19 protein-coding genes and 3 pseudogenes are annotated in these 25305 nt (G+C 68.7%); 11 read left to right on the forward strand and 11 right to left on the reverse strand.

The window, feature by feature from the left end; translation table 11 throughout:
• Positions 1–185: 185 nt before the first annotated feature.
• Positions 186–716, forward strand: a complete 531-nt coding sequence (locus tag OHA86_RS35735; protein WP_329182096.1) for a carboxymuconolactone decarboxylase family protein — start codon at positions 186–188, stop codon at positions 714–716.
• Between the two features lie 64 nt (positions 717–780).
• Here OHA86_RS35735 and OHA86_RS35740 read toward each other — a convergent pair whose 3' ends face one another.
• A complete protein-coding gene (locus tag OHA86_RS35740) occupies positions 781–2076 on the reverse strand; it encodes a LuxR C-terminal-related transcriptional regulator (RefSeq protein WP_329182098.1) in 1296 nt (431 codons plus the stop codon).
• A gap of 510 nt (positions 2077–2586) precedes the next feature.
• Here OHA86_RS35740 and OHA86_RS35745 point away from each other — a divergent pair.
• Positions 2587–2814 (forward strand): hypothetical protein, encoded by a 228-nt coding sequence (locus OHA86_RS35745; protein WP_329182100.1) that lies wholly within the window; start codon positions 2587–2589, stop codon positions 2812–2814.
• Positions 2815–3317: 503 nt separating this feature from the next.
• Here OHA86_RS35745 and OHA86_RS35755 read toward each other — a convergent pair.
• The gene (locus tag OHA86_RS35755; RefSeq protein ID WP_329182102.1) at positions 3318–4322 is read right to left on the reverse strand and encodes a hypothetical protein; all 1005 of its coding nucleotides are present in this window, start codon (positions 4320–4322) and stop codon (positions 3318–3320) included.
• Between the two features lie 207 nt (positions 4323–4529).
• On the opposite strand from OHA86_RS35755, the gene tap reads away from it, so the two are divergent.
• The 7 genes and pseudogenes from tap to OHA86_RS35790 all read left to right on the forward strand — a co-directional run bounded on the left by tap (position 4530) and on the right by OHA86_RS35790 (position 16780).
• Positions 4530–6755 carry a telomere-associated protein Tap gene (tap, locus tag OHA86_RS35760; RefSeq protein ID WP_443071951.1) on the forward strand — a complete coding sequence of 742 codons (2226 nt, stop codon included), beginning with the start codon at positions 4530–4532 and terminating at the stop codon, positions 6753–6755.
• Between the two features lie 2 nt (positions 6756–6757).
• Positions 6758–7315, forward strand: a complete 558-nt coding sequence (gene tpg / locus OHA86_RS35765) for a telomere-protecting terminal protein Tpg (RefSeq protein ID WP_329182106.1) — start codon at positions 6758–6760, stop codon at positions 7313–7315.
• 325 nt (positions 7316–7640) lie between these two features.
• Entirely contained in the window at positions 7641–7805 is a 165-nt protein-coding gene (locus tag OHA86_RS35770) for a hypothetical protein (RefSeq protein WP_329182108.1), read from the forward strand.
• Positions 7806–8425: 620 nt separating this feature from the next.
• Positions 8426–8774, forward strand: a pseudogene (locus OHA86_RS35775) (transposase); the annotation flags it as partial.
• A gap of 376 nt (positions 8775–9150) precedes the next feature.
• Complete coding sequence (locus OHA86_RS35780; RefSeq protein ID WP_329182110.1) at positions 9151–9363, forward strand: hypothetical protein; 213 nt, start codon at positions 9151–9153, stop codon at positions 9361–9363.
• 493 nt (positions 9364–9856) lie between these two features.
• Positions 9857–16099 carry a DNRLRE domain-containing protein gene (locus OHA86_RS35785; protein ID WP_329182112.1) on the forward strand — a complete coding sequence of 2081 codons (6243 nt, stop codon included), beginning with the start codon at positions 9857–9859 and terminating at the stop codon, positions 16097–16099.
• A gap of 114 nt (positions 16100–16213) precedes the next feature.
• Positions 16214–16780, forward strand: coding sequence for a hypothetical protein (locus tag OHA86_RS35790; RefSeq protein WP_329182114.1), 567 nt, complete (start codon positions 16214–16216; stop codon positions 16778–16780).
• Positions 16781–17156: 376 nt separating this feature from the next.
• On the opposite strand, the gene OHA86_RS35795 is transcribed toward OHA86_RS35790, so the two are convergent.
• Entirely contained in the window at positions 17157–17339 is a 183-nt protein-coding gene (locus tag OHA86_RS35795; RefSeq protein WP_329182116.1) for a hypothetical protein, read from the reverse strand.
• Between the two features lie 853 nt (positions 17340–18192).
• On the opposite strand from OHA86_RS35795, the gene OHA86_RS35800 reads away from it, so the two are divergent.
• Complete coding sequence (locus OHA86_RS35800; protein ID WP_329182118.1) at positions 18193–19875, forward strand: IS1182 family transposase; 1683 nt, start codon at positions 18193–18195, stop codon at positions 19873–19875.
• Between the two features lie 32 nt (positions 19876–19907).
• On the opposite strand, the gene OHA86_RS35805 is transcribed toward OHA86_RS35800, so the two are convergent.
• The 6 genes and pseudogenes from OHA86_RS35805 to OHA86_RS36215 form a co-directional block, all read right to left on the reverse strand.
• Positions 19908–20132: a cold-shock protein gene (locus OHA86_RS35805; RefSeq protein WP_329182120.1), complete on the reverse strand. Its 225-nt coding sequence runs from the start codon at positions 20130–20132 to the stop codon at positions 19908–19910.
• Positions 20133–20222: 90 nt separating this feature from the next.
• A pseudogene (locus OHA86_RS35810) lies at positions 20223–20522 on the reverse strand (NF041680 family putative transposase); the annotation flags it as partial.
• 36 nt (positions 20523–20558) lie between these two features.
• Complete coding sequence (locus tag OHA86_RS35815) at positions 20559–20825, reverse strand: integrase core domain-containing protein (RefSeq protein WP_329171308.1); 267 nt, start codon at positions 20823–20825, stop codon at positions 20559–20561.
• A gap of 37 nt (positions 20826–20862) precedes the next feature.
• Positions 20863–22257, reverse strand: a pseudogene (locus OHA86_RS35820) (IS30 family transposase).
• A 34-nt stretch (positions 22258–22291) separates the two neighbouring features.
• Positions 22292–22894: an IS3 family transposase gene (locus OHA86_RS35825; protein WP_329171306.1), complete on the reverse strand. Its 603-nt coding sequence runs from the start codon at positions 22892–22894 to the stop codon at positions 22292–22294.
• A 176-nt stretch (positions 22895–23070) separates the two neighbouring features.
• Positions 23071–23199, reverse strand: coding sequence for a transposase (locus OHA86_RS36215; RefSeq protein ID WP_443071592.1), 129 nt, complete (start codon positions 23197–23199; stop codon positions 23071–23073).
• Positions 23200–23577: 378 nt separating this feature from the next.
• Between OHA86_RS36215 and OHA86_RS35830 the strand changes: the two genes are divergently transcribed.
• Positions 23578–24450 carry a hypothetical protein gene (locus OHA86_RS35830; protein ID WP_329171304.1) on the forward strand — a complete coding sequence of 291 codons (873 nt, stop codon included), beginning with the start codon at positions 23578–23580 and terminating at the stop codon, positions 24448–24450.
• A 59-nt stretch (positions 24451–24509) separates the two neighbouring features.
• Here OHA86_RS35830 and OHA86_RS35835 read toward each other — a convergent pair whose 3' ends face one another.
• Positions 24510–24731, reverse strand: a complete 222-nt coding sequence (locus OHA86_RS35835; RefSeq protein WP_329171302.1) for a hypothetical protein — start codon at positions 24729–24731, stop codon at positions 24510–24512.
• A gap of 87 nt (positions 24732–24818) precedes the next feature.
• A complete protein-coding gene (locus tag OHA86_RS35840) occupies positions 24819–25112 on the reverse strand; it encodes a hypothetical protein (RefSeq protein ID WP_329171300.1) in 294 nt (97 codons plus the stop codon).
• Positions 25113–25305 lie beyond the last annotated feature (193 nt).

Here is a 25305-nt window from a genome sequence, read left to right on the forward strand (position 1 = left end):
TGGCGCCGGTCCGACCCCCGTCCCGGGCGATCCGCGACGAACCGAACGCACACCCCCACTCCTGGGGGTCACCGACAACCCGGACGCCCACGGAAGGCGGCCGAACCCTGCGGCGAGTACGGTCGGGCAGAATCGGGGAACCGGTTTTCTTTACCTGCGGCCGAATTGCCTTTACCATTTCAGATATGGCACGCGTTCCTTATCTCACTTCCGTCACCGCTTCCGAAACCATCGCCGAACCGCTGTCAAAGCTGCCGTCCCTCCACGTTTTCGGATTGATGGCCCATGCCGAGACCTTGTTCCGGCCGTGGCTGCGCTTCAGCGGAGCGCTGCTCAACCACCTCGCCCTGGACCCGGTGCTGCGCGAGCTGGCGATTCTGCGGGTCGGGCAGCTCACCGCCCGCTACGAGTGGGACCAGCACGTGCCCGTCGCGCTGGCGGTGGGCGCGACTCAACACCAGATCGACGCGCTGGACCGGGGTGACCTCGACGCGCTGGAGCCGTTGCCGCGCGCCGTGGTCGACTTCGTGACGGGTGTCGTGCACGACGAGGTCGACGACGCGACCTACGCGTCGGTCAGCGCGTTTCTGGACGACCGGGAAGTCGTGGAACTCACGCTCGTCGCGGGCCACTACCTGATGATTGCCCGGATGATGACGACCCTGCGCATCGACCCCGACCCGGCGGCCGGAGCGGACGCGCTGTTGCTCGGCTGACCCGGACCCTGATCGCCGGCGCGGCCTGGGCCGGACCCGCGATCAGGGCTCCGGACGTCGGCCGTCAGCCGGCAGTTCGCTGATCCGAGGTGAGGTTCACCCACGTACAGGCCAGTTCCACCCGCGAAGAGACCTCCATCTTGCGGAAGATCTTCTTCAGATGGAACGCCACGGTGTGCGCGGAGATGTAGAGCTGACGGCCGACCTGCACGTTCGTCAGGCCCCGGCTCACCAGGTTGGCCACCGCGAACTCGGTGTCCGTGAGGGAGCCGGTGCGGTGTCCGTCGTGGCGCATCGGCCGCCGCACACGGCCCGACCGCACGCCGAGCTCACGAAGCTTGCTCGCGACCCGGGCGAGGTCGCGGGCCGCACCGGCCCGCTCGTAGTCGGCGGCCGCGCGTTTCAACTGTTCGACGGCACGATCCTGGCCCAGGCGCAGCGAGGACCACGTCCGGGCCAGGTCTTCGGCGGCCGACGCCGACGCCCAGTCGTCCGAATAGAGCTCGCACGCGGCACGCAGTTTGTCGGGATTCTTTTCGAACAGCCCCTCGGCGTGCAGCGCCGCCGCATGGGGCGAACGAAAACCCCACGACTTCACGGTGAGCGAATCGGCTTGCACTACACATTTGAAGGCGAGTCGCTCGTCCCCCATGCTTCGCGCGAGGCGGACGTGCCACGCCGCGGCGGCGGGCTGGGACGCGAAGAGCTCCTGCGTCAGGTGGTCGTCGGCGATCAGGCGCTCGACGAGGTGACTGACGCCGGCCGGACCGCCGTCGGCCTCGAACGCCTGGGCGGCGGCCCACACGCACTGCCCGGGCGCGTGCGCGGTACGGCCGAGCAGGGCGTCATCACCCAGGTTGCGCGCGAATCGCAGGCCGGTCGACGTGTCGGACTGCCGTACGGCGCTCAGCGCCAGGACGACATGCAGGTCCGGCAGCAAGGTGTAGGCGCCGGCCCCTTCGGCCAGCCCGAGGCCGATGTTCGCCTCGGCGAACGCACTGCCGGCGTCACCCGACGCGAGCGCGAACTCGGCGCGGCAGGTGGTCAACGCGGCTGAAACCCCCGCGTCGTCGGCGACATCGCACGAGGTGGTCAACTCGTCGAGGATCCGCGTGGCTTCCGGAAGTTCGCGGACGCGGGTCAGGAGCCGGGCGTGCCAGATCTTGGCGAGCCTTGGGTCGTCCCCGTCGCCGCCGGGTGTGGCGGCCAGCTCGATGGCCCGGCGGACCTCACCGGCGAGCCAGGCGGACTGGGAGCGTGCGAGCGGATTGTCTGGGTGGCCGTCGGCCGCGTGGGCGGTAGGACCTTCAGACGGTGTGTGGGGCAGCTGGGTGTGCAACTGGCACCGGCCATCACGCATGACGCCCATTTACCTTTCGCTGAAACTTCGGAACCGTGCGCGTGAGTACTTTCTCGTCGTCTTTTTACTTACCTGAAACTTTCGATCCAGGGTTCTCCGCAATCGCCACTTTCGTTGCCGCAGGCGTCATTGCCCAACCGGGCCGGCCATGATTTCCGGCGACCTGCCGGCGTGTTTCCTCACGGGCCGTGGTGTCGAGCCACGACAGACGTCGTATGAACGGAAGGGTGAGGCGGAGACGGGACGACGCCGAGGCCATCCTCCTCCTGCGCGCCATTATCAACAACGGCGACTTTGAGAACTACTGGCGATTTTGCACCCACCGCCACTACCAACGTACCCATGCGGTCAGATAATAGGACCAACTCGCCCCGAGGCATGATTATCGGCACGCAGATCTCTCACGATCAAACGCGCCCTCATCAAGGGGTGGTCTTTCGCCGGCATGCCTATCGGTCCCACCGGCGAATAGACCGACCGCCCCACCGCATCGAGGGACACCCTGCTGGCATGAGGATCGCCGAGGGCTGCCACGACCTCCCGGCTTTCTCCGGGATCGCGATGCTGGCGAACCTGATCCTCGACCCACCCGCCCACGCCGTCGATCCCAAGGAGCTTTATCTCGCCACGGCAGGGGAATTGAGCCGACGATTCGTCTGGACCTGCGCCACCTTCGGAACGCAGGAACCGCCCAACCGGCGCCTCTGCAAACATTTCACAGCCCGGACACCCGATTGACCAGTCTTCGGACCAGCGGCAAGTTCGCTGTCAACTTCACCCCATAGGTTCACAGTCTGCGAGCCTATGGTGAGCGTCCAGGACTGCCGTGTTGCCGGGCGCCGAGGTCTACTGGAGGTCCCCTCAGCGCAGAGCCGGAACGGCACCGTGTGACCATGCCGATAAGATAGCTGGTTGCACCATCCTCCTCAATGGCGCCTCCAGCTCGGCTAGTTCTTTATCTGCCAAAATCTTCCAGGCTTGCCGATGGCCCAGGGGCCCGGGGGCGTTCGACGGTTTTGCCGACGTCGCAGCGGGGTGCCCGGTGTTTGTCCTCGGCCCCGGGCGGGCGTCCGGGGCCGGCTCCTCGGGGTCGGGGAACACGGGTCGGGCAGGCGAGGCGGGCACGGATGCTCCCGAACCCGCGGCGCACCCGGGCCGGGAAGGCCGGCCGTCGGATCGTGCAACGTCGCCTGGGGCAGACGGCGTGAGCCGCGGCGGGGCGGCGCCGGCGGTCTGACGGTTCACTCGCTGGCGGGGCTGGTTTCCGGCGCAGTGCCGTCGTCGAAGACGATGGTCAGGGGTGTGCCGCCGTGGCGGCTGGTGGTGGCCAGGTCGTGGGCGAGGCGGTCGTAGACGGCCTCGGACAGGGCCCATGTGCCGTCGTCCTTGCCGTAGGGCGCGCTGTCCAGTTGGGTCGCGCGCATGGCAATGAGGACGCCGATCACGGAGCGCCCGGACAGGATCGCCCGCACGCGGTCTCCGCCGTCCTCGACAAGCGCCGCCGGGGCGCGGAAGTGCGGAGTGTCGTCCGCGCGCTGCTGGATGAACTCCCACAGCTCGCGATGGCAGGTGATCTCGACGGTGCCGGCTGTGCCGGCAGACCGCAGGATGTTGTCGTGCCGGGCACGGGAGTGTTTGCCGTCGTCCGCGGCGGAGCCGGACTCGGCGGACCGCGCCCGGCTTTCCATGAGATCGGCGTCGTCCGTAGGACCGGTGTCGCTTGCTTGGTCCGGCCCGGCGGCGGGTGAGGCGGCGGCGGGTGAGGCGGGGGCGGGTTTCTGCTCGGACCGGAGGACGCCGGCGTCCTCCGGTCCGAGGACAACCGATTCCTCGTGTTCCGTCTCTGGAACCCCAGGCTCCGCGATAGCCGGCGGCGTTCCGGCATCCGCCGCAACGCCGCCGGCCAGGTCGTGGCCGCGGGCCGAAGAGGGCGCCCCGCCAGCCCGCGGCAGCTCGGGAGCGTGGGAGAGGCGGAGGGCGATGTCGTCCACCGCGGCGTGCAGCGCCTGAAGAGACCGTGCCAGGTCGGCGACTTCCTGCCGCAGCACGGGCACCGCCTTGTTGGTCTCCGACAGTGCCGTGGACAGACTGTTGACACGGGTTCGTGTCTCGCGATTGTCCCCGCGCAGTTCGGCCGCCTGGGAAGCGACAGTGTCCACGACCTCCCTGCGTGTGGACTCCACTCGCTCCCCGAGGGCGGCGAACTGCTCCTCCAGCGCCCGCCGCGTGTCCAGCAAGGCCGTCATCAAGTCGTTCCGGGCACCGAGTCTCCCACAGCGAAGAGTGGTCGATCGTATTCACTGCGTAGTGTCACGGGTGGACCAATACATACCTGCCAACATCCGCAGCAGTGTCCCGAATGCACCACATGAGGGCCGAAAAGCTTCATCACGAGCGAGTGTCGTTGCGCGATCGGAGAGCGATTGGACATGCGATCCATGCTATCGTCTGCCATGGAGGTGAGCTCTGTGCCCACTGAGAATCCGCTGTTCAGTGCCATCGACGCGCTGTTGGAGCAGGTCCCGACCGATGACCTGCCGCCCCCTGCCGAACGCAAGCGGCTGCGGGAGGCCGCAGGCCTGAGCCAGACCCAGATCGCCACCGCGCTCGGCACGCGCCGCGAGGCGGTCGGGAACTGGGAGGGCGGGAAGACCGAGCCGCGTCCGCCGCAGCGCGCCGCGTACGTCCGGCTGCTGGAAGGCCTCGCACAGCGCTTCCCCTCGCGGCAGGCCGACACGCAGCAGCCGGGGGAAGCACAGCCGCTGTCCACAGACCCCGCGGCCGACGCTCCGGCCATGACGAATGACGAGAACACCACGCCCCGTTCCACCACCTCGGCTCCCGATTCGCGTTCGACGACCGCGACCAGGCCCGCGTCGATGTCGCGCCGTCCGGCGGCGAGGAACGCGGCCCCGAAGCCCGCCCCCGCCCCGCCCGCGGTGGATCCGCGGTTCGCACACGGGCCGCTGGGTGTGCTGGACGGCGACGGGTCGCTGTACGGCGCGGGCGGGCTGGTGTTGGAGTGCCCGGCCGCCACGGTGCCGGATTTGGTGGCGTGGACGCTGGCGGAGGCGAGGCTCGGTGCGGGCCGGCTGCACCGGTCGGGCAAGGACTCCGACCCGCTGATCGTGCTCACCGCCGCGGCGGTCGACCGGCTCGGGCTGCCGGAGCGTCTGGAGGACCGGCGCTCCATGCGGCTGCCGGAGGACCACAAGGTCGTGAAGCAGATCGCACGGGCGAAGTGGCAGCTGACCCGGCGCGGGTTCGGGCCGTGGGCCCGGGTCTACCGGCCGGCCAAGGGCAGCGAACGGCAATGCGTACAGCTCGCTGTGCTGCCGTGGGGCGCGCTGGACTCCCGGGCATGGGGCGAGGCGGACCAGCTGCCGCCGGCGGAGCTCGCGCGGGTGCTGACCGCCTACGCCTCGCGGGTGCTGACCCCCCGCGGCTCCACCGCGGTCGCGGGCCTGGAGCTGATGACGGCGCTGCGGCCGCCGACCCGCGCTGTTCGGGACGAGGGGACGGGCACGTGGGTGTCCGGGGCGGTGCCCGGCTCGCTCACCGTGGCGGTCGACCCGGCGCCGCCGGAGGCCCCCGACGAACACCCCGTCGTCACTGCACTCTTCCCGCGCACGCACGAGCGCACCCCGGCCGAAGTGCTCGATGAGGAGGCGTTCGACTGGATCCGGTCCACCGAGCTGCTCACCGACGCCGAGTGCTCCCGCCAGTTCGCGGTCGGCATCGACGTGAACACCGCGTTCCTCGCGGCCGCGAACAGGCTGGTGGTCGGCCTGTCCGGACCCGAGTACGTCAAGACGCCGCAGTTCGACACGACCGCCCCGGGCTCGTGGCTGGTGGACCTGTCCGGTGTCGAGGTCGACCCCCGACTGCCGTCTCCGTTCACGCCGCACGGCGGGCGCCCGACCGGCCCGGCCTGGTACGCCACCCCGACCGTCGCCTACGCGCAGGAGCTGATCGGGCAGTTCGGGCTGCCCGTGGAGCTCCGCCCGATCGAGGCGTACATCCGGCGCGAGACCGGGCCGTATCTGGACCCCTGGTACAAGCACCTGGCGGAGGCGTACAAGGCGACGATGGCCGACCTCGGCATCACCGCCGACCTGTCCCCGGCGGCGTTCCTGGCCGCGATGGAGACCCACAAGGCCGGCGATCCGGGCATGGCGATGGTGCTGTCCGCGGTCAAGTCCACGGTCAAGGGCGGTATCGGCAAGTTGCGCGAGCGGCCGCAGGGCACCAAGTACCGGCCCGGCGAGCGGTGGCCGGCCCTGGAACGCCCCACGTGGCGCCCCGACATCCGGGCGGCGGTCATCTCGGCGGCCCGGGTCAACATGCACAGGAAGCTGGTGAAGACCGCGCTCGCCACGCAGGCCGGCCCCGCGCCGACCGGCGCCGTGGTGTTCGGCGAGGACGCGCTGCTGCCGATCGCGCTGCTGTCGGACTGCGCGGTCTACCCCTCGCCGGGGCCGTCCCCGCTGGACGTCCTGCCCTACGACGCGGCTGGGAAGCCGGCGCCGGGCACGTTCCGGCTCGGCGTCTCGCCCGGCATGGTCAAACACGAGGGCACGCAGCCCCTGTTCTGGGCGGTGGAGCTCCTGGAGCAGCAGCACAACCCGGCCCGGCACATCAAGGGCGACGGCACCGACGCCGCGGATGAAGGGGAGTAGCCGTGGGCGAGATCGAAGACGCACTGGCCCGGGCGGCCGCAGGCACCGCGACCCGACCGATCCCGAAGTCCGCGCAGGCGCAGATGCGGTTCCTGCTCAAGACGGAGAAGGGCTCCACGCGCACTCTGGCGGCCCGCCTCCAGGTCACCCAGCGCACGGTGGAGCGCTACCTCAAGGGCACTCTCCGCCGCCCCCGCGCCGAGCTGGCGGCCCGCCTGGAGCGCGAGGTCCGCCGCGACTGGCAGCCCCGCGTCCAGCAGCGCGCCAGGAAGAAGGCAGCGGCCTCGGGCGGCATCGTCATCGAGACCCGCGCCCGGTTCGGGTTCACCGCCGCGCCCGGATCGACGGACGACGGCCGGATCCGCCGGATCACCCAGCACCTGCCTCCCGCCTACGCCGCGAGGCTGTTCGACGCCCAGGCCGCCGGCGCCACCGAGCAGCAGCTCCAGGCCATCGCGGCCGAAGGCCTCCAGGAGATCTACTTCAAGGACCGCGGCCGCCGTGCCCAAGGCCTCGCGGTGGAGTTCACCGACATCGACTACATCGAGCTGGACTTCTAGGAGCCGGCCCACTGCGGCACCCCTTCCCGGTATTCGAGGTGCAGGGAAGGGGCGCCGCTCATCGTGGATGCCCTGCTCGCGTGAGCACGCGACGTAAGGCCGGGCGGTCCCCGATGCTCTGCGCACGTGGCCCGACATCTGGGGCCCTGCTGTCCGGAACTCCGCATGTTCCCTCCCCCGGAACGAGCCACCGACAAATGTGGTTGTTCGGGGGACGGAAGCCTGGTGTGTGCTGAGCTGAGACGGACAGCGGGGGGCGCCCGGCGGCGTGTGCGGAAGAGGGGAACGGAGGCGAGCGGCGTCGAGGCCGCAGAGGGTCGGGATCATGCAGGTGCGGCTCGCGCTCGAATGGTTCAAAGACAACGTCCTGCGGGACCGCCGGGGGAAGAAGAACGCCCGCGACCTCAAACAGTCCGACATTCGCCCAACGCTGCATCTCCCTGAACGAGCAGCGTTGCCCGTTCTCACCGTCGGGAGCTGGCGCGCGTGATATCGCCCCTGGCTCACCTCCGCAATCACCGGCACGTGGGCAACAAGCAGATGACCCGCTTGCCATGGGAGATGACGGCTCGCAGGTACCTCCGAACCAGAGGCCCTCTTGTTCCTCTTGAACACTCTCAATACTGTGGGAACACGTAGGCGCGCCACGCGCCCCAGGAGAGGGGTAGCTCGTTGAGGATCCGCCACGCCCTTGCGGTCATCGCCGCGGGAGCACTGGTTCTCGTAGGTGCAAGTACGGCCGCCGCCACTGTCCGGCCCGCCACGGGGTCAACCGGTTGTTCCTCGAGTAGCTTCGTCCACCAGTACACGACCTACCACGGCCTGATTTGCTATACGAATACTGGATTCGATGATCTGTCGACTTCGGGATTCTGGACGTCGGACATCACCACTGGCAACAATACCGGTTGTATTTATTACACTGACACCAACGGTCAGGACTACGTCTACGCTTTCGGTAGTGGCGTCGAGTTCGATTTTTCGTCCTACCCGTCAGGGGCTGTGTCACTCGTCGGGCTCTATCTCAAGACCAATGCCGCGGGGAAAGCGCCGACGTCCTGCGGCTGATACTCTCGTAGATTTCATTCTGCGGCTTGAGAATTCCGCCGGGTACCGGCAGGCCAACGGCGATCTCGGTATCCGGGTCGCCGGCCGGTGCCGGACCGCGAGGTGCCGTGCGGGATTCTGCTCGTGCTGCACACCGTTGTCCGGTGGGAGCATCTGCCGCAGGAAACCGGGTTCGGATCCGGGATGACGTGCTGGCGGCGGCTGTGGGACGGCAACGAGGCCGGTGTGCGGCGGCATCCGCACGAGGTGGTGCTCGCCGCCGAGCTGAACGCCGCAGCGAGCTGGACCGGGCGAGAGCCGTGGTCGACTCCTCGCACGTCCGGGCGTTGAAAGGGTGTCCCGCGCGGGCCCCTCACCGGTCGAGCGGCCGGCCACCGGCCTGATGCCGCACGGCCTCGGCGGAAGCGAGCAGCCCGACGTCGATCCGGCGGCGGCCTGCGCGGTCACCGCCGCGTCCCGCTGACGCGTCGTCACCAGCGAGCGCCCGGCCTGCAAGGTCCCTACCGACGAACACGGCATGGTGCCGGCCGCCCCGATCACCGCCGGGCCCCGCCCCGGCGTTTCACCGTCCGCCTCAGCGCGGACACCGGAGCCGGGTCCTGCCTGTTCCGCCTGACCATCCCCTGACGAACCATCGCCCCCTATGACGGCAGCCTCCACCCCTCACTGCGGCCGGAGGCGGCCCCGGAGTAGCTGCGCGGACTGCCGCTGGAGCACGAGGAGGGCACCGACTGCACACGCCGCGCCCTGCGCAGCCTGCTGGCTGAATGCCCGCCACTGGCGGGCAGAGCCGAGCGCGGCAACCCGTCGTACTGGTTCTGCACGACGGCCGGCCTGTCCTGGCCGACGACGACCTGGCCACGGCCAAGCGGATCGGGATCTCGGTTCTGGGGGCGGTCCTCGCGTTCACCGCCCCCGACGACCCCGACGCCCTGACCTTGCTGCGCGTTCTGCGCGACGAGGTCCTGTGCCCCGGCTGACCGGCCGGGCCGGTGGTCCACCGGCGTCACCGCCGCTTCGACGCGGCTACTGCCGGGCACCTTCCGTGACCACCGCCAATGCTCCTACCGGCCGCTCCAGCACCGGTAGAGGCGGTTTCACAGGTCAGGCCGCGTGATGTCACTGGGCCTCGACATGTGGTGTTCATCACGACCACGGCGTGCTTCGGATCCGCCATGTCGCATTTGCTATACACCGGCATCGCATTAGCTATGACATGTCATATCAATTGAACTTGACCAATGCTTGGCAAGCATTGCTTTTGAAATTCCCTTTCATGGAATGAACTTTACCTAGGTATTTATCCGGCTTCCGCCGCCGTGCTGCTCGTGGGAAGATTCCTTGGTTTCGAGTCATTCAAGGCTCAACTACCCATGGTTGCCAAGGGAGTTGTTCGTGGTCGGATGGTGGGGGGATGCCAGGCGCCGTGCGCCTGGTGACCGGTTGAGGTGGTCGCCGCGGTGGTTGCGGCGGGTGTCCGGAGCTGCGGTCCTGGTGATGGCGGTGTCGGCGGCCACAGTGGTGGGCGAGGCCGGATCGGCCGTTGCTGTCGCTCCGGAGCACCAGGCGGTGGCCCAGGCACCTGCCCAGGCACCCCCGTCCGGGGCGGCGCAGGCGCAGGACGAGGCAACTGCGCGGCTGCAGGCGCAGTCCCAGGGGCGGCGGATCGAGGTGCTGTCGCGGCGCACGCCGGACTCCTCGACGTTCGTGGAGCCCGATGGGTCGACGACGACGGAGGCGTATGCGGGCCCGGTCCGTGTCAGGCAGAGCGACGGGTCGTGGAAGGACATCGACACCGATCTGACCGACAGGGGGTCGGAACTGAAGCCGCAGGAGGCTGCTGCGGACGTGGCCGCCTCCGACGGCGGTGACAGGGACCTGGCGTCCGTGACGGACGGGTCGAAGACGTTCGGGCTGCGGTGGTCTTCCACGCTGCCGGCCCCGAAGATCGACGCGAACACCGCCACGTACGACCTGGGCGGGGGTGCGGCGCTGACAGTGCAGGCGCTCGCGCAGGGCTTCGAGCAGTCGGTGGTTCTGGCCTCGGCGCCTGCGGGGCCGGTGTCGTACCGGATTCCGCTGACGCTCAAGGGGCTGAGCCTGTCGAAGGCCTCCGGTACTGGTCATCTGCTGCTGAAGGACACGGCGGGCAAGCTGGTGGCGGAAGCCCCGGCCCCGCACATGTGGGACTCCTCAAAGGATCCGGTCTCCGGTGAGCCGGTGCACCAGCAGGAGGTCACCACCAGTATCGAGACCGGGAGCGACGACTCGACCACGCTGGTGCTGACGCCGGATCCGGCGTTCTTCGCACAGGACCTGGTCTATCCGGTGACGATCGACCCCTCCTCGACGCTGGCGGTCACCACCGATACGTGGGTGCAGACGCCGGACTACCCGGACTCGCAGCAGGGTTCCCAGGAGCTGAAGTCGGGGACCTATGACACCGGCACCGATGTGGCGCGATCGTATGTGAAATTCAATGCCGCGCCATTCACGGGCAAGCACGTCACGAGCGCGACGATGTCGCTGTACTCGTACTACTCCTCCACCTGCGCCACCACCGGCCCGGGCACCCAGGCGCGCCGGGTGACCTCGCCCCTGGACACCTCGACGATCACCTGGGGCGCGCAGCCGTCGACCACGACGACCAACATGTTCACCAACACCGGGCACTGGGGCTACGACTCCTCCTGCCCGGCGAACTGGTCGAACTGGACCCTGACCGGGATGGTGCAGGACTGGGCCAACGGAGCGCCGAACGACGGAATCCAGATCCGCAGTGCGGACGAGACCGACCCGACCACGTGGCGCCGCTTCCGCTCGGCGAACTACTCCACAGCCGGGTACGCCCCGAAGCTGGTGGTGAACTACAACTCCTACCCGGCACTGCCGAGCGCGGTCTCGGTCACGCCGTCGGCGGCCGACTCCTATGACCACACGCGGTACGTCTCGTCGCTGACCCCGTCGTTGCAAGCCACGGTGACCGATGCCGACGGCGGCTCGGTGCAGGGCCAGTTCGAGATCACTGCCGATCCGGCGTACGCGGACACTGCTTACTCCTACACCGGCACCTCCGCCTCAGTCAGTTCGGGCAGCACGGCGAAGTACACCGTGCCCTCGGGCAACGCACTGCCGAACGGCGTGCACCTGCGGATGCGGGTACGCGGCTACGACGGCACCGACTACGGCTCCTGGTCCTCCTACACCGCGTTCGCCACCAACACCGGGCTGCCCGACGCACCAGCGATCACCTGCACGGCCTACCCGTCGGGTGTCTGGACGGCCCAGGCCGCCAGCAGCACGTGCACACTGGACACGGCCAGCACGGACGTCGGCACCTACAGGTGGGGGCTGGACAACCCGGCGACGCCGAACAGCGTCAACGACACCACCGACGGCACCGGCGGCGACCCCCTGACCGTCACGATCAAGCCCGCCGCAGGCTGGCACACCCTGTACGCCAAGTCCGTCGACGTGGCCGGCAACGTCTCCTCCACCGCGACGACGTACTCCTTCGGCGTGGGCTCGGCGGCCGTGAGCTCCCCGCACGACCAGGACACCTCGTCCACTGCCTTCACGCTCCAGGCCACCGCTCCCTCGGGCCCGGCAAAGGTCACCTTCCAGTACCGCAAGGGCGCCAACGGCACCTTCACCGCCATCCCTGCAGCCGACGTGAAGAACGGCAGTGCCGCGGTCACGTGGCCGGCCTCGGTGAGCACCGTCACCGGGGGCGTGCGGTCACCCGCGCTGACCTGGAGCGCGACGCACACCCTCAACGACGACGGACTGCTGCAGATCGAGGCGGTCTTCACCGACGCCGCCGGCAACAACGCCGTCACCAGCCCCCCGGTGAACGTGACACTCGACCGGCTGGGTACCGGTGTCGACTTCGGCACCGCACAGGCCGGACCGGTCGTCATCGGTCTCCAGTCCGGCAACGCCTCGGTCACCGCCTCGGATGTGAACATCGCCGCCTACGGCAGCGGTCTGTCCGTCGCGCGCACGTTCAATTCCCTCAAGCCCACCGACAACACGGGATTCGGCCCCGGCTGGACCGCGTCCCGACCGGTCACCGGTACCGGCGAGGCGTGGGCATTCGTCACCGACAACGGCAGCTACGCCACGCTGACGGGCCAGGACGGCTCCCAACTGACGTTCACGGCAGGCTCCGCCGCAGGCGGCGTCACCCCCTACAGCGGACAAGGCCCCGCCGCCGCCAGCGGACTGACCCTGGCCAAGGGCTCCTCCGGTTTCACCCTGGTCGACGGCGGCGTCCGCATCGTGTTCGCCGCCCCGCCGGGGCAGAGCGCCACGCGATACCTGCCCAGCGCGGTCACCCAGCCCGGCAGTGAGTCCGCCACCGGTTACCTCTACGACCCGGCGTCCGGCCCCACCCGGGGCAAACTCATGCTGATGGTCGCCCCCGACGCTGCCAGCACCCAGCCGTCCACCACCGCCTGCCCGTTCCCCGCCACCAGCAGCAGCTGGTCAGCCGGCTGCCGGGGACTTCAGTTCGACTACGACGGCACGACGGGCAACATCGGTGAAGTGGAATTTCTCGCCTCCGACGGGACGACACTGACCAGGACCCCCGTGGCGCAGTACACCTACGACGCCTCCGGCCGGCTGTCCACCGAATGGGACCCGCGCATCAGCCCGGCGCTGAAGAACAGCTACACCTACGACGAGACCAGCGGTGACGCCGATTACGGACGCCTGACCCGGATCACCCCGGCGCAGTCCGCGGCTGGCTCCGCCGCCGCCTGGAACCTCGCCTACAACGACACCCAGACCAGCGCGGACTACGGCAAGCTCGCCTCGGCCTCCCGCACCCATGACGCCGGCAACGGCGGGGCCGCCGCCAAGACCGTCGTCGCCTATTCCGTCCCCCTCACCGTCGCAGGCGGCGGCCCGGCCGACATGGACGCAGCAACAGTCCAGGCCGGATGGGGCCAGAACGACGCGCCAGTCTCGGCCGTCGCGGTGTTCCCACCGGACCACGCGCCCTCCGCGAACCCGCCGACCGACTGGACATACGCCCAGGTCCACTACTACGACACCGACGGTCGGGAGGTGAACACTGCCGACTACAACGGCGGTTGGAACATCACCACCACCGAGTACGACGCGGAGGGGAACACCGTCCGCGATCTCACCGCCGCAAACCGCGCGGCGGCGCTCGCCACCGGCAGCGCCTCGGCCGCCATCGCAGCCCAACTGGACACCCGGCACCTGTACAACAGCGACGGCACCCGGCTGCTGGACACTTACGGGCCGTCACACCAGGCCGTAGTCGCCGGTTCGGTACAGACGATCCGTACCCACACCCATGACGTCTACGACGAGAGCGCGCCGAACAACGACCTCGACGCCAACGGCAACCCCTACAACCTGGTGACCACCGAGACCGTCGGCGCCAGTCCCGGCACTGACGTACCCGGCAGCGGCGACGACCTCGACACCCACACCACGCGCTACCGCTACAACGCGGGCGGCGACAACCTCGGCTGGAGCCTCTACACCCCCCTGCAGACCGTGACCGACCCCGGCACCGGGCACCTGAACATCACCGAGACGAGCACCTTCAACGAGGATCCGGGCCGCTACGCGGGTGAACCGCTCCAGATCACCTCAAGCCGGCCCAGCGACACCGGCGGCACAGGAGCCGGCACCACCAGGACGGTCTACTACACAGCAGGCAGCAACAGCGCCGACACCGACTGCGGCAATCACCCGGACTGGGCGGACCTGGTCTGCACGACCGGACCCGCCGCCCAGCCCGGCACCGCCGGACTCGCTGCGCTGCCCGTCACTCGCACCACCTACAACACCTATCTGCAGCCCGTCACCGTTTCTCAGACCTTCACTGCCGCAGACGGCAGCACGGCCGTACGCACCTCCACCACGGCCTATGACACCGCCGGCCGCCGCACCGGACAGGCCATAACGGCCAGCGGCACCGGCATGGGCGCGGACGTCCCTGCCACCAAGACCCTCTACGCTGCCGAAACCGGTGCCCCCAGCGACACACAGAACGTCGGCAACAACGGAGCCGTGACCGCCGACCTCCACACCACCTACGACGACTTCGGCAACGTGCTCAGCTACACCGACGCCTCCGGCGAGGTCACGCACTCTGCATACGACCTGGCCGACCGGCTCGTCAGCCAGTCCGACTCACAAGGAACCACGACCTTCACCTACGGCACGGCCACCGACCACAGCGGCAACCTGACCTCGGAAACCGATTCACGGGCCGGCACCTTCACCGCCACCTATGACCCCGACAGCAGCCCCACCGGCGGCAGCTACCCGGGCGGAACAACAGTCTCCCGCGTCAATGATCCCACCGGCGCCACGACCTCCGTCTCCTACACCAACCCGAACTGGCCCGCATCGCTGACCGACAGCATCACCGTGGACGCTGTCGGCCAGTGGAGCACGCGGACCGAACCCGGCGCGAACCGCACCTACCAGTACGACGCCGCCGACCGCCTCACCTCCGTCACCGACACCATCGGCGACCAGTGCACGACCCGCGGCTACACCTACGACCCCGACTCCAACCGCCTGTCCAGGACCATCGGGGCACCAGCTGCGGACGGCGGCTGCCAGACCGGACAGACTCCCCAGACCTACACCTACGACGCCGCCGACCGCCTCACCGGACCCGGCTATGCCTACGACACTCGGGGCGACATCACCACCACCCCCTCCGCCGACGCGGGCGGCAGCGGCGACCTGCTGGCCTCCTACTACGCCAACGGGCAGATCGCCAGCCAGACCCAGAACGGGACGACGACCAGCTGGCAGCTCGACCCGCTGGAGAACCGGCCGGCCACCTCCACCAGCACCGCAGGCGCAGTCGTCACCAACCACTACAGCGACGACTCCGACAGCCCCTCCTGGACCTCGGACTCCACAGGAGCGCGGTCCCGCTTCGTCCACGGCCCGGACGATCAACTAGCCGCCAGCATCACCGCCGCAGGAGTCGTCCTGGACCTGGTGAACCTGCACGGCGACACCATGGCCACAGTCGACCCCGGGACCAGCACCGTCACCTCCACCTCCGTGTACGACGAGTTCGGCGCACCGGAAACCGGTGCTCCGGGCACGTACGGATGGCTCGGCGGCGCCCAGCGCTCGGCGGCGGCGCTCGGGGGCCAGGTCCTCATGGGCGCCCGCGTGTTCAACCCCCACACCGGAAGGTTCGACCAACCGGACCCGGTCGCCGACGGAAGCTGCAGTTCCTACGACTACGTGTGCGCCAACCCGCTGAATCTGAGCGACATCGCCGGCACCTCACTCAAAGAGCGCGTCCAGGTCCAGTGCGTCAGGCAGTCCTGCGTCAGGCTCCGCAGAATCTGCAACGAGAAACACCGTTGCGCCCTGAACTTCGACTTCCATTTCCGCGGTGATTGGGCCCGTGCCTTCATCAACCCCGGATTCAAGTGGTACCTCTTCGACAACGGATACGAGTTCAAAAGCGGCAACTACAACCACGGGGAGTTCGGCGACTACGGGTTCCATGCGTACTGGTACAGCAACAACCAGAAAGCCCACGGGCGCGGCTGGTTCAAGTGCTACCTTTGGACCTGCTGGGTGGACCCGGGCGACCAGATAACCGTCTCCGCAGCAGGAACCGCCTGGTGGAACGGTGAGGAATACCGCTGGTCAATTGGACAGGTCTTCTCCGGTGGCGGAACCTACCGGTAGGCAATCAGAGGCGGGGCGGGCAGGCGGCGACACCTGCCCGCCCCACCCCGTGCACTCACCGCAGCACATTGTCCGCACCGCTCCGGTGCGGCAGACGAACAGGAAAACGGCCCCATGGGAATACCCAAGGACCCCTTCGAGGACTCCTGCACCCTCGCCTACCAGGAATGGCAGCAGCGGCTGTCCGACAGCCTCGAACTCGACTTCAGCCCGCACGACCCCGGCGAAGACGCCCAGACCTGGCTGCGCGCGGTGCACCGCGAGAACGGCGATCTGCCGGTCGACCACCTCGCCCCGCTCGTCCTCGCCCGGCGCGCGCACATCGCCACGGCCGTGACCGCGGCCGTCCGCGGCGCCTTCGTGGCCGACGGCCACCACGACCTGGACGTGCCCGTCGTCCTCCAACCGCCGTCCCCCACCGCAGCGATGGGCACGGTCCAGGTCGGAAACCAGGAGATCCAGGGCATCGACACGCAGGACATCGCCGTCCAGGCGGGCGACGGCTTCCAGACCCACCTGGCCGACGTACGCGCCGAGATCTGGCCGGTCTGCCCCACCCACGACAACGGCGCGCACCCCCGCGTCGTCTCCGGCGCCGCCGTATGGCAGTGCCCGGCCACCGGCCACGTCCTCAGCCCGATCCACCCCGCTCCGCCGGCCGACGCCCCGGCCGGCGGCTGACAACCCGGGCTGGGCATGCGGTCCTGCGCAGCTGCTGCCCACCTCCCCCTGCACGCTGGCGGGCCGGGCGAGGTCCCGCAGCCGGCTGCGCCTGGTCCCGGTCGTCGCTCCCCCCCCCTCCAACCCAGTTCGATTCCGCGTTCGATTCTGCGGTGGAGCGTTCCGTGCCCCCACACCTGGGCCGCGTTCCACGGACATCGCTACCGCAGGTTACAGCCGTGGAACGGTGGAAGGCGGCGACCCGGGCCAGCGGGTGGGCAACCTGGACCGCTGCCCACGTGCGGGCTTCGTGGAACGGTGCGCAAGGGCGGGTAGATCCGTATAACGGCGGGGAACGGGGCAATCGCGGTGCGGTGGACTCCGCTGCCCGGCCTGGCTACTGGTGGGCGTTGGGCCGCCGGTGGGCGCGGGGGCGGCTGTGCTGGAGCTCGAGCAGGGCCGCGCGGATGCGGGGTGTTGGCGGAGCGGGGCGGCCGTGTGCGGCCGGACCGCCCAGCAGGTTGCCGCCCAGCCGGGCCAGGTGGTCGACCCGGTGGTCAGTCGGGGGGCTGCGCCTCATGGCCGTCTCCTTCGGTCGGGTAGTGGGGGCCGGTTGCGCCCCCGCCCATAGGCCGCCCGTGACAACCGGCGGCGCTTCCCGGTGACAGTGAAAAAAATGAGGCGGGTGTGACTGGTGTGATATTCGGACGGGCTGCGCAGGGCCTTCACGGCAGTGGCCACCCCTGGATCGGGACCTGCAGCTCACTTGGATGGGCACTTGGGTTGCCACTGCGGAACCCACTTACGTGCCGGACACCCGCATGCACTCTTTTTTCCGCAGGTCAGCGGCGCTTTTTGCAGGTGCCGTCGCTCGTCACAACCCTCTTCTCCCCTCTGTGGTGACAGACGGCGGGGGATCATCGGGTTCCCGGGAGCACCCCGGATCCCTCCCCAGCCCCGAGGCCCCTCCGGCCGGGGCAGGCCTGGCCGTCCGACCGGTGGTCGGCTGGCGACGTGGCGGGAGTGGTGGGGTGCACCTGGCGGCAGCTTCCGCCGGTGTTCGGGCCGTGCTGGCAGAGGGTCTATCGGCGCTTCGCTGTGTGGAGCCGGCAGCGGGTATGGGCTCGGCTTCAGTGCCTGACGCTGTCGGGGATCTTGGTTTCCGGAGTTTTCGATCATGCGGCTGACGCCGGGCGAGCGATCCGTTTCCGCTGTTCAGAGACCCGGCGAACACGCCGGCAGACGAGGGAGAACGGGGCTGCGGTCTGGTGACCGTTGGGCGAACGCATCGTTCGTGCTCTCTGGTGTTGGAGTTGCTGTGGTGACTAATGCGTCGATGGCGTTCACTCGTTCGTGTCGGCTGCGTAGGGATTCTTGGACTGGGTGATCGGTGCGGGTGGGACGGTTGGCGCCCGCGATTTCGGAGGTCCGAGATGTGTGTCCGCTCCCGTACCGGCTGTGTGGTCCCGGAACTGACCGTTCGGGTGGCGCGGGCGTGCAACCCCCACGGCACAACGGCGATGGCCATCCGTGACCATCTCAACGGCCTGTGGAGTGATGAGGACTTTGAGGAGTGGTACCCGCGGGACGGCAGGCCGAGCCTGTCACCGGCTCAGTTGGCGACAGTGTCGGTCTTGCAGTTCCTGCTGGAGCTGTCCGACCGGCAGGCGGCTGAGTCCGTGCGCAACCGCATCGACTTCAAGTACGCCCTGGCCATGGAGTTGGAGGACCCCGGCTTCCACCACAGCGTGCTGGCCGACTTCCGCGAGCGCCTGGCCATGGAGGGCCGGGCCGACAAGCTGCTCGACCTGGCGCTGGAGAAGATCCGGGCCGTCGGCCTGGTCCGGGAACGCGGTCGACAGCGCACGGACTCCACCCACGTCCTGGCCGCGGTCCGCGACCTCACCCGCCTGGAGCTGGTCACCGAGGCCATGCGCGCCGCCCTGGAGGAACTTGCCCGCCGGGCACCGCACGAGCTGGTCGCCCTGGTCACCGAGGACTGGGGCAAGCGCTATGGCCGCGCCGCCCGGCTGGGCAAGAACCCGTCCAAGCCGAAGACCCGGATCAAGCAGACCGGCGAAGACACCCGCCTGCTCCTACGCTACGTCCACCGCTACCTGCCCGCCCTCCGCGACGGCGAGCAACTCCAGGCCCTACGCCAGATCTTCGTGCAGAACTACTTCCTCGACGCCCAGGACCGGCCGAAGTGGCGCGAGCCCGAGGATGCCGGCCTGCCGCCCTCGGCCCTGGCGATCGTCTCGCCCTACGACACTAGCGCCCGCTACGCACGCCGTGGCGAGACCCGATGGAAGGGCTTCCTCGCCCACGTCACCGAGACCTGCGACACGGACACCCCCAGCGTGATCACCGACGTCACGACCACCAAGGCCCCCGTCCACGACACCAAGGCCCTGCCCGGCATCCTGACCAACCTGGAGGATCGGAACCTGCTGTCGAAGGAGCACTTCGTCGACGGCGGCTACCTCTCCGTCGCGCTCAAGCAGCAGGTCGCCCGCGAGCACGGCGTCGGCCTGGTCGGACCGATCCGGGCCAGAAGCACCCGCCAGTCCCGCAAGGGCACCGTCTTCCACCGTGAAGCGTTCACTATCGACTGGGACGCCCAGCAGGTCACCTGCCCACAGGGCAAGGTCAGCCGCCGGTGGTCGACACCGCCCTCCCTCGCGCCCTACATCAACGCTGAGTTCGCCCCCGGCGACTGCCGGCAGTGCCCCGTGAAGGCCGCCTGCACCCGCGCCGACGCCCGGAAGGTCTCCTTCCTGCCCCGCGATCTCCACGACATCCAGTCGGAGTCCAGAGCCGAGCAGCAGACCCAGGAATGGCTTTCGCGCTACGCGCTGCGGGCCGCCATCGAGGGCACGATCAGCGAGTTCGTCAACGGCCACGGCATGCGCCAGTGCCGCTACCGCAGCGAGGACAAGGCCCACGTCCAGCACATCCTGACCGCCATCGCGGTCAACCTCGAACGCATCGACGTCCACCTGCCGCCGACACCCGCTCGCCGCCCCCGGAACCCAACCGCACTCCAGGGCTTCCTCGACTGGCAGCACATCCCCCGGCCCCGGTCCTGGCGCGCCGCCACCCACCCCGCAGGCTGAGCCGATCATTCTCACGGTGGCGGGTCAGGAGCTCAGGCTGGCAGAGGCACGATGCTCACCGCTCGGTAGTCATAGCCGTCTTGTTTGAAGCCGGGGGCTTCCCACGTGAGGTTTACCTGCTGCCCGGGCGACAAAGCGCGGAAGCCGGTCATCTGGATGTTGGAGTAGTGGCCGAAACAGCCGCCGGGAGTCTCGGGCGAATCGAGCACCCCCCACCCCTCTTCCTCGCTCCACCATCGGACAGTCGCAGTCACCATGACCGGAACCCTACGAGTCCTGAGGCTGTCGAGCACCGGAGAGCGGGACTTTTCAAGATCACCGACAGCGTCAGCGACTGAGCTTGGCGTTTATCCCTGTTGCTGTTTCAGGCGGACGTGTTCGGTGAGGGTTGCGACGCGTTTGATGGTTTTCCCTGGTTCGTGGTGTGGTGCTGGCCTGCGGTTTTGTGACCCGGGTGGGCGTCCGGGGCCTGGTCGGGTGGTTTGGGGCACGGCTGCGGGGCGGGTGGTCTTCGTGCGGAGGTGGCGGAACCCTCGGCGGACGCGTGCGGGGGTGAGTCGGCGGGGCTGCGCCGGTCGTTCCCAGGGGCGGCGGAGATCTTCGGCGAGGGGCCGGGCGAGGCGGAGTTGGGTGTGGGCGGCAATGAGCTGTCCCGAGTTTCGTAGCGGCCGGTTTGAGTGGTCTCAGGCGGCGTTCGTTGCTGCCTGGGATCGGTAGTGCCGGGTCTCGAATTCCTCGGGTGGGAGGTAGTCGAGTGCGGAGTGCAGGCGCTCGGTGTTGTACCAGGTGATCCACTGGACGACAGCCCGTTCGACCTGGTCAGCGTCCCGCCAAGGTCCTTGGTACTCGATCAGCTCGGCCTTGAACGAGCCGTTGAGGGCCTCGGCCATGGCGTTGTCGTAGCTGTCCGCGACGGAGCCGACGGACGCGGTCGCGCCGGCCTCCAACAACCGTTCTCCGTAGCGAATTGACACGTATTGGCTGGACTCAACCGGTCGTTGCAACACCGGCTTGCTGGAGCAAGAGTAGCTGCTCGTTGAATGCCTCGGCCGGGGTCCTCCAGCCAAGTGTCTTGCGGGGTCTTGTGTTCAGCGCGTGAGCGACAGCTTCGATTTCTTCGGCGGACCAGCGTGTGAGGTCGGTGCCCTTCGGGAAGTACTGGCGCAGGAGTCCGTTGGTGTTCTCATTCGTGCCTCGCTGCCACGGGCTGTGCGGATCGGCGAAGAACACGGGGATACCGGTCTCGACCCTGAACTGCGTGTGCGCCGACATTTCCTTGCCGCGGTCCCATGTCAGCGACCGCGTCAGCTGCTCGGGGAGCATCGACATCGTGTTGGCGAGTGCCTTCTTCATGGAGATCGCTCCGTAGCCGGCCAGTGCGGGGCCGTTCTTCGTTCGAGGGATCGTTCCGTATCCCTCTTCGCGGGGCAGATGAATCAGCATGGTGAACCGGGTCGACCGCTCGACAACGGTGCCGATCGCCGACCGCTCCAGCCCGATGATCAAGTCCCCTTCCCAGTGGCCGGGGACAGCGCGGTCCTCAGCCTCGGCGGGCCTTTCGCTGATCAACGCCTCCGGCGTGACGTGCGCCCAGGTCTTGCGCCGTGAACGCGCCCGCGGCGCCCGCAGAGCGCGGCCGGTCCGAAGGCACAAGATGAGCTCGCGTTTCAGCGCCCCGCGGCCCTGGATGTAGAGGGCTTGGTAGATCGCCTCGTGACTGATGCGCATGGATTCATCATCCGGGAAATCAAGCTTGATCCGATTCGCGATCTGCTCTGGGCTCCATGCCTGAACCCACGCGCGATCCTTGCGGTGCGGCTTGTTCCGCCCCGTCCACGAGCCCGTCACCGGTCCCGCGATCGGCATGCCACCCGATGTGGTGATCTGGCCGGACAGCCTCTCCTGGACGTAGGCGTGCAACCTCGGATTGTCGACCAATTTCGCTGTCTTCGGACGCTTGGCCGCCATATCCGCTTTCCATTACGCGACCGACGCCCGGTAGTCGAGCGTCCCGCTTCTTGTGGCCGCGTTGCGTCGCAGCTCGCGGGAGATGGTGCCTGGATCACGACAGACGTTCCGGGCGATCTCGCGCACTCCCTTGCCCTGGGCCCTGAGCAGCGCGATCTCCTCTCGCTCGGAAAACGACAGGTACCTGCCCGAGGGTGGCTTCGCATCGAACGGACACATCCCGCCACACTGGCGGTACCAGCGGGTCGCCACCGCCGGCGCCACGCCGATGACGGCGGCGGCCTCCTCAGCGAGAAGTCCCTTGGCAATCTCCGTCCAGAACGCCGTCTCGACCGGACGCTGATACTTCGGATGTCCCGGGGATCTCAGCTTCGGCCGCAGCGCCCGGTCGGCTGCCTGCTGGCGACGAACCATCCAACACCTCCGTGATCACAAGGTGTTGCGACGATCAGTTGAATCCGCCTTGCGAGCCGCGATCGCTGTGATGGATCAGACCCGAGCCCTTCGTGATTCCCCGCCGCCAGAGCGCCATCTCCAGTGCGTCCAGTGGGAGATCGGTGCGCATGTGGGTGGCGAGCTGCCAGCCGACGATCATCCATGAGTACACGTCCAGTACGAACGCCACGTATGCCCATCCGGACCAGGTGCGGATGTAGGTGAGGTCGGCGACCCACAGCTGGTTCGGCCGGCTTGCGGTGAAGCGCCGGTTGACCAGATCGGGTGGCCGGGGTGCGGAGGGTTCAGGAACCGTGGTGCGGCGCCGCTGCCCGCGGATCACGCCTTCCAGGCCGTCCTCGCGCATGAGGCGCTCGATGGTGCAGCGGGCCGTGATGATGCCCTCGCGCCGCAGCTGGCGGTGGATGCGCCGGGCTCCATAGGTCTCGCCGGACGCGTCATGGATGCGGTGGATGTGCTCCATGAGCTGTTCGTCGCGCTGTCGCCGGGCGGATTTCGGGCGCCGGCGGCGAGCGTTGTATGCCGAGACCGACAGGTCCAGTTCCCGGCATACGGGCTCGACCCCGAAGTCGTCGCGGAGGTGGTTGATCACCACGTCGGCCTCGTGCGGGGCTGGTCGAGCTCCTTCGCGAAAAACACCGAGGCTGCCTTGAGGATCTCGTTGGCCCGACGCAACTCGGCTATTTCCCTGCGGAGTTGGCCCAGCTCGGCACGCTCGGCAGTGGTGAGCAGGTCCGGCCGGTCACCTTTGTCGGCCTCGGCCTGGCGGACCTATCCGCGCAGGGCCTCCTTGTGGATGCCCAAGTCCTTCGCGACATGGGCCACCGGACGACCGGAGGTCTGAACTTCGCGGACGGCTCGCTCACGCAGCTCGTCGGGGTACTTCCGTGGTGCAGGCATCGGACCTGTGTTCTCCCATCTGCCGAGGCGATCATGCCTGGCTTCAGGGCCGCTACAAAATCCGGTTCAGCTCAACCTGTGGTGCCCCTCCACCCGCCCCAACGGTCGGTTCTGACCGACAGAAGTCACCGAAGCCGTTCCGCTCGGCTCCGTCTTCCCCCACTCCGAAGCCAGCCCACTGGCAACGCGCCCGACGACGCCCGCACCTCATCAGCGGGCGACCCAGCGCTACCTGGATCGGGTCCTCCACAGGGCCAGCCTGCAACATCACCCCGGGATCGGCACTCCGGGTCGGCGTCCCGCTGTACTCGATGTCGAAAAGGAGGCCCGGCCTCCGTATCGGGCAGGCCAGAATCAGCGCTCTACCGAGGGGCTGAAATGACTACGGACCTGAAGTTCGACGACGGGACTCTGCTTCGGCTGCGAGAGCCGGAGAAGCATGCGCTGGCCTCGCTGATGGCTGGGGTCGGGGTGCACCACTTCACGTTCCGCCAGGAAGTGGAGGCGATGACGCTTGCCGAGGGCTGCAACCATGTACAGCTGGGCGGGGAGCTGTGGGCTGAGCACGGCGGCGGCATGCGTTGGCTGGGCTCGTTCACGCCAACAGGCGTGGGCCTGCAGCTGGGGATGGGCCGTGCTGCCGACCTGTCACTGCCCCTGACCACCGACCAGGTACTCGCCCTGGAAAGGGAGCGCAACGGCGGCAAGCTCCTGCTGATCGTCGACTTCCGCGGCTGCCTTCCGCAGAGCAAGAAGTACCCGTACATGGACGGGCAGGCGCACTTCCAGGTGTCGGCCAGCGACTGGGAGCAGCAGATCGAGAACGTACACCGGGGCGCGTTCTTCACGGTCACGGTTCCCCTGCCGATAGACAGCGGGCCACTGGCCAAGGCCGCGGCGAATCTGCTCAACGCCAAGCGGCAGATCACCGCAGGGGAGTACCAGGACGCCATCAGGGAGACGCGGCTGGCCATCCAGTCGATGCGCGACATGAAGGTGTGGCCCAAGGACGTTCCCAGCAGGCGCGACGACCAAGACCAGGCCGACCGCTACGGAGCCATGCTCAACGACCTCGACGCCCAAGCCGACGGATACCAGCAGCTCCTGGTGAGGTCCTTCAACCAGTCCAGCGGTCCCCAGCACAGTGACGGCCCGATGGGGCGCGCCACCTGGATCCGGGCCGACGCGGTCACCCTGACCGGCATGGCGGCCTCCTTGATGCACCGGCTGGCAGAGGAGATCAGCGACTGACGTCGACGGTGAGCGGCCCGCCGCCGGAGGGGCAACGGGCCGCGGGAACGCTGTTCTGCTCAGCTGTCGAACTCGGTGCTGTGCACTCCGTAGAACGACGGCTTGGCGGGCCGGGCGGTGGACTGCTGCATCGTGTCGGCGAGTTCGGCGAATCTCTCGCTGCGCCGGACCACACCGAGGAACGTGCCCAGTGCGTCCTTGTCCTCCCGCAGGGCCTGAGTGGTGCTGATGATCAGCGCCTTGATGTGCTCGGACTCACCCACTGCGCCCTCTGCTGCCACGGTGTTCCCCTCCAGGTCAATCGGAACGATCAGCCAACCAACCGCCGCCGGGCGCCCGCAAGGCCGCCTCGGCTGCGGGACTTCGGGTCAGGGGCCGGTGAGGATGTCGTGGGTGCCGATGCGGCGCCTGACGATGTGCGGCGCGCCGCGGACTGCCTCGGGTCCGTACTGCCAGGTTGCCCTGCCGTCTCCTGCCCAGGTGAGTTCGTAGACGCCGGGTGCGCGCTGGACGCCCTTGACGCGCAGGCCTGCGCGGAAGTGGCCGGCGCGCAGGTCGGGGACGAAGGCCCGGGTGATGACGTGGTGGAAGTGGCGGCGCTGCTGGGGGGTGAGGCGGTCCAGGTCGGCGGTGAAGCGGGCGGTGGTCTCGTAGGTCGGCACGTCGGTCCTCCGGGAAGCACGAAGCCCCCGGCGGGGTGCCGGGGGCGGTGGTGGTCGTTGCTGTGGAAGGGCGGGTGGGTGACGTGGTGGGCTCAGCGGTGGTGGGTTGGCGGGGGATGGGCTGGTTGGTGCGCGCTGGTTGCCTGTAGGCGGGGGAGTGCAAATTCGGGGCTGGTGTGGCTCCTGTGGTTGC

The organism is Streptomyces sp. NBC_01477, assembly GCF_036227245.1.
In the GTDB taxonomy this organism is placed as follows: domain Bacteria; phylum Actinomycetota; class Actinomycetes; order Streptomycetales; family Streptomycetaceae; genus Actinacidiphila.

Excerpts from the sequence above, each read along its gene's own strand:
- OHA86_RS35735 (WP_329182096.1), top strand. The coding sequence starts at position 186 with ATGGCACGCGTTCCTTATCTCACTTCCGTCACCGCTTCCGAAACCATC.
- OHA86_RS35740 (WP_329182098.1), bottom strand. The coding sequence starts at position 2,076 with ATGCGTGATGGCCGGTGCCAGTTGCACACCCAGCTGCCCCACACACCG.
- OHA86_RS35745 (WP_329182100.1), top strand. The coding sequence starts at position 2,587 with ATGAGGATCGCCGAGGGCTGCCACGACCTCCCGGCTTTCTCCGGGATC.
- OHA86_RS35755 (WP_329182102.1), bottom strand. The coding sequence starts at position 4,322 with ATGACGGCCTTGCTGGACACGCGGCGGGCGCTGGAGGAGCAGTTCGCC.
- tap (WP_443071951.1), top strand. The coding sequence starts at position 4,530 with ATGGAGGTGAGCTCTGTGCCCACTGAGAATCCGCTGTTCAGTGCCATC.
- OHA86_RS35770 (WP_329182108.1), top strand. The coding sequence starts at position 7,641 with ATGCAGGTGCGGCTCGCGCTCGAATGGTTCAAAGACAACGTCCTGCGG.
- OHA86_RS35780 (WP_329182110.1), top strand. The coding sequence starts at position 9,151 with ATGCCCGCCACTGGCGGGCAGAGCCGAGCGCGGCAACCCGTCGTACTG.
- OHA86_RS35790 (WP_329182114.1), top strand. The coding sequence starts at position 16,214 with ATGGGAATACCCAAGGACCCCTTCGAGGACTCCTGCACCCTCGCCTAC.
- OHA86_RS35795 (WP_329182116.1), bottom strand. The coding sequence starts at position 17,339 with ATGAGGCGCAGCCCCCCGACTGACCACCGGGTCGACCACCTGGCCCGG.
- OHA86_RS35800 (WP_329182118.1), top strand. The coding sequence starts at position 18,193 with ATGTGTGTCCGCTCCCGTACCGGCTGTGTGGTCCCGGAACTGACCGTT.
- OHA86_RS35805 (WP_329182120.1), bottom strand. The coding sequence starts at position 20,132 with ATGGTGACTGCGACTGTCCGATGGTGGAGCGAGGAAGAGGGGTGGGGG.
- OHA86_RS36215 (WP_443071592.1), bottom strand. The coding sequence starts at position 23,199 with ATGCCTGCACCACGGAAGTACCCCGACGAGCTGCGTGAGCGAGCCGTC.
- OHA86_RS35830 (WP_329171304.1), top strand. The coding sequence starts at position 23,578 with ATGACTACGGACCTGAAGTTCGACGACGGGACTCTGCTTCGGCTGCGA.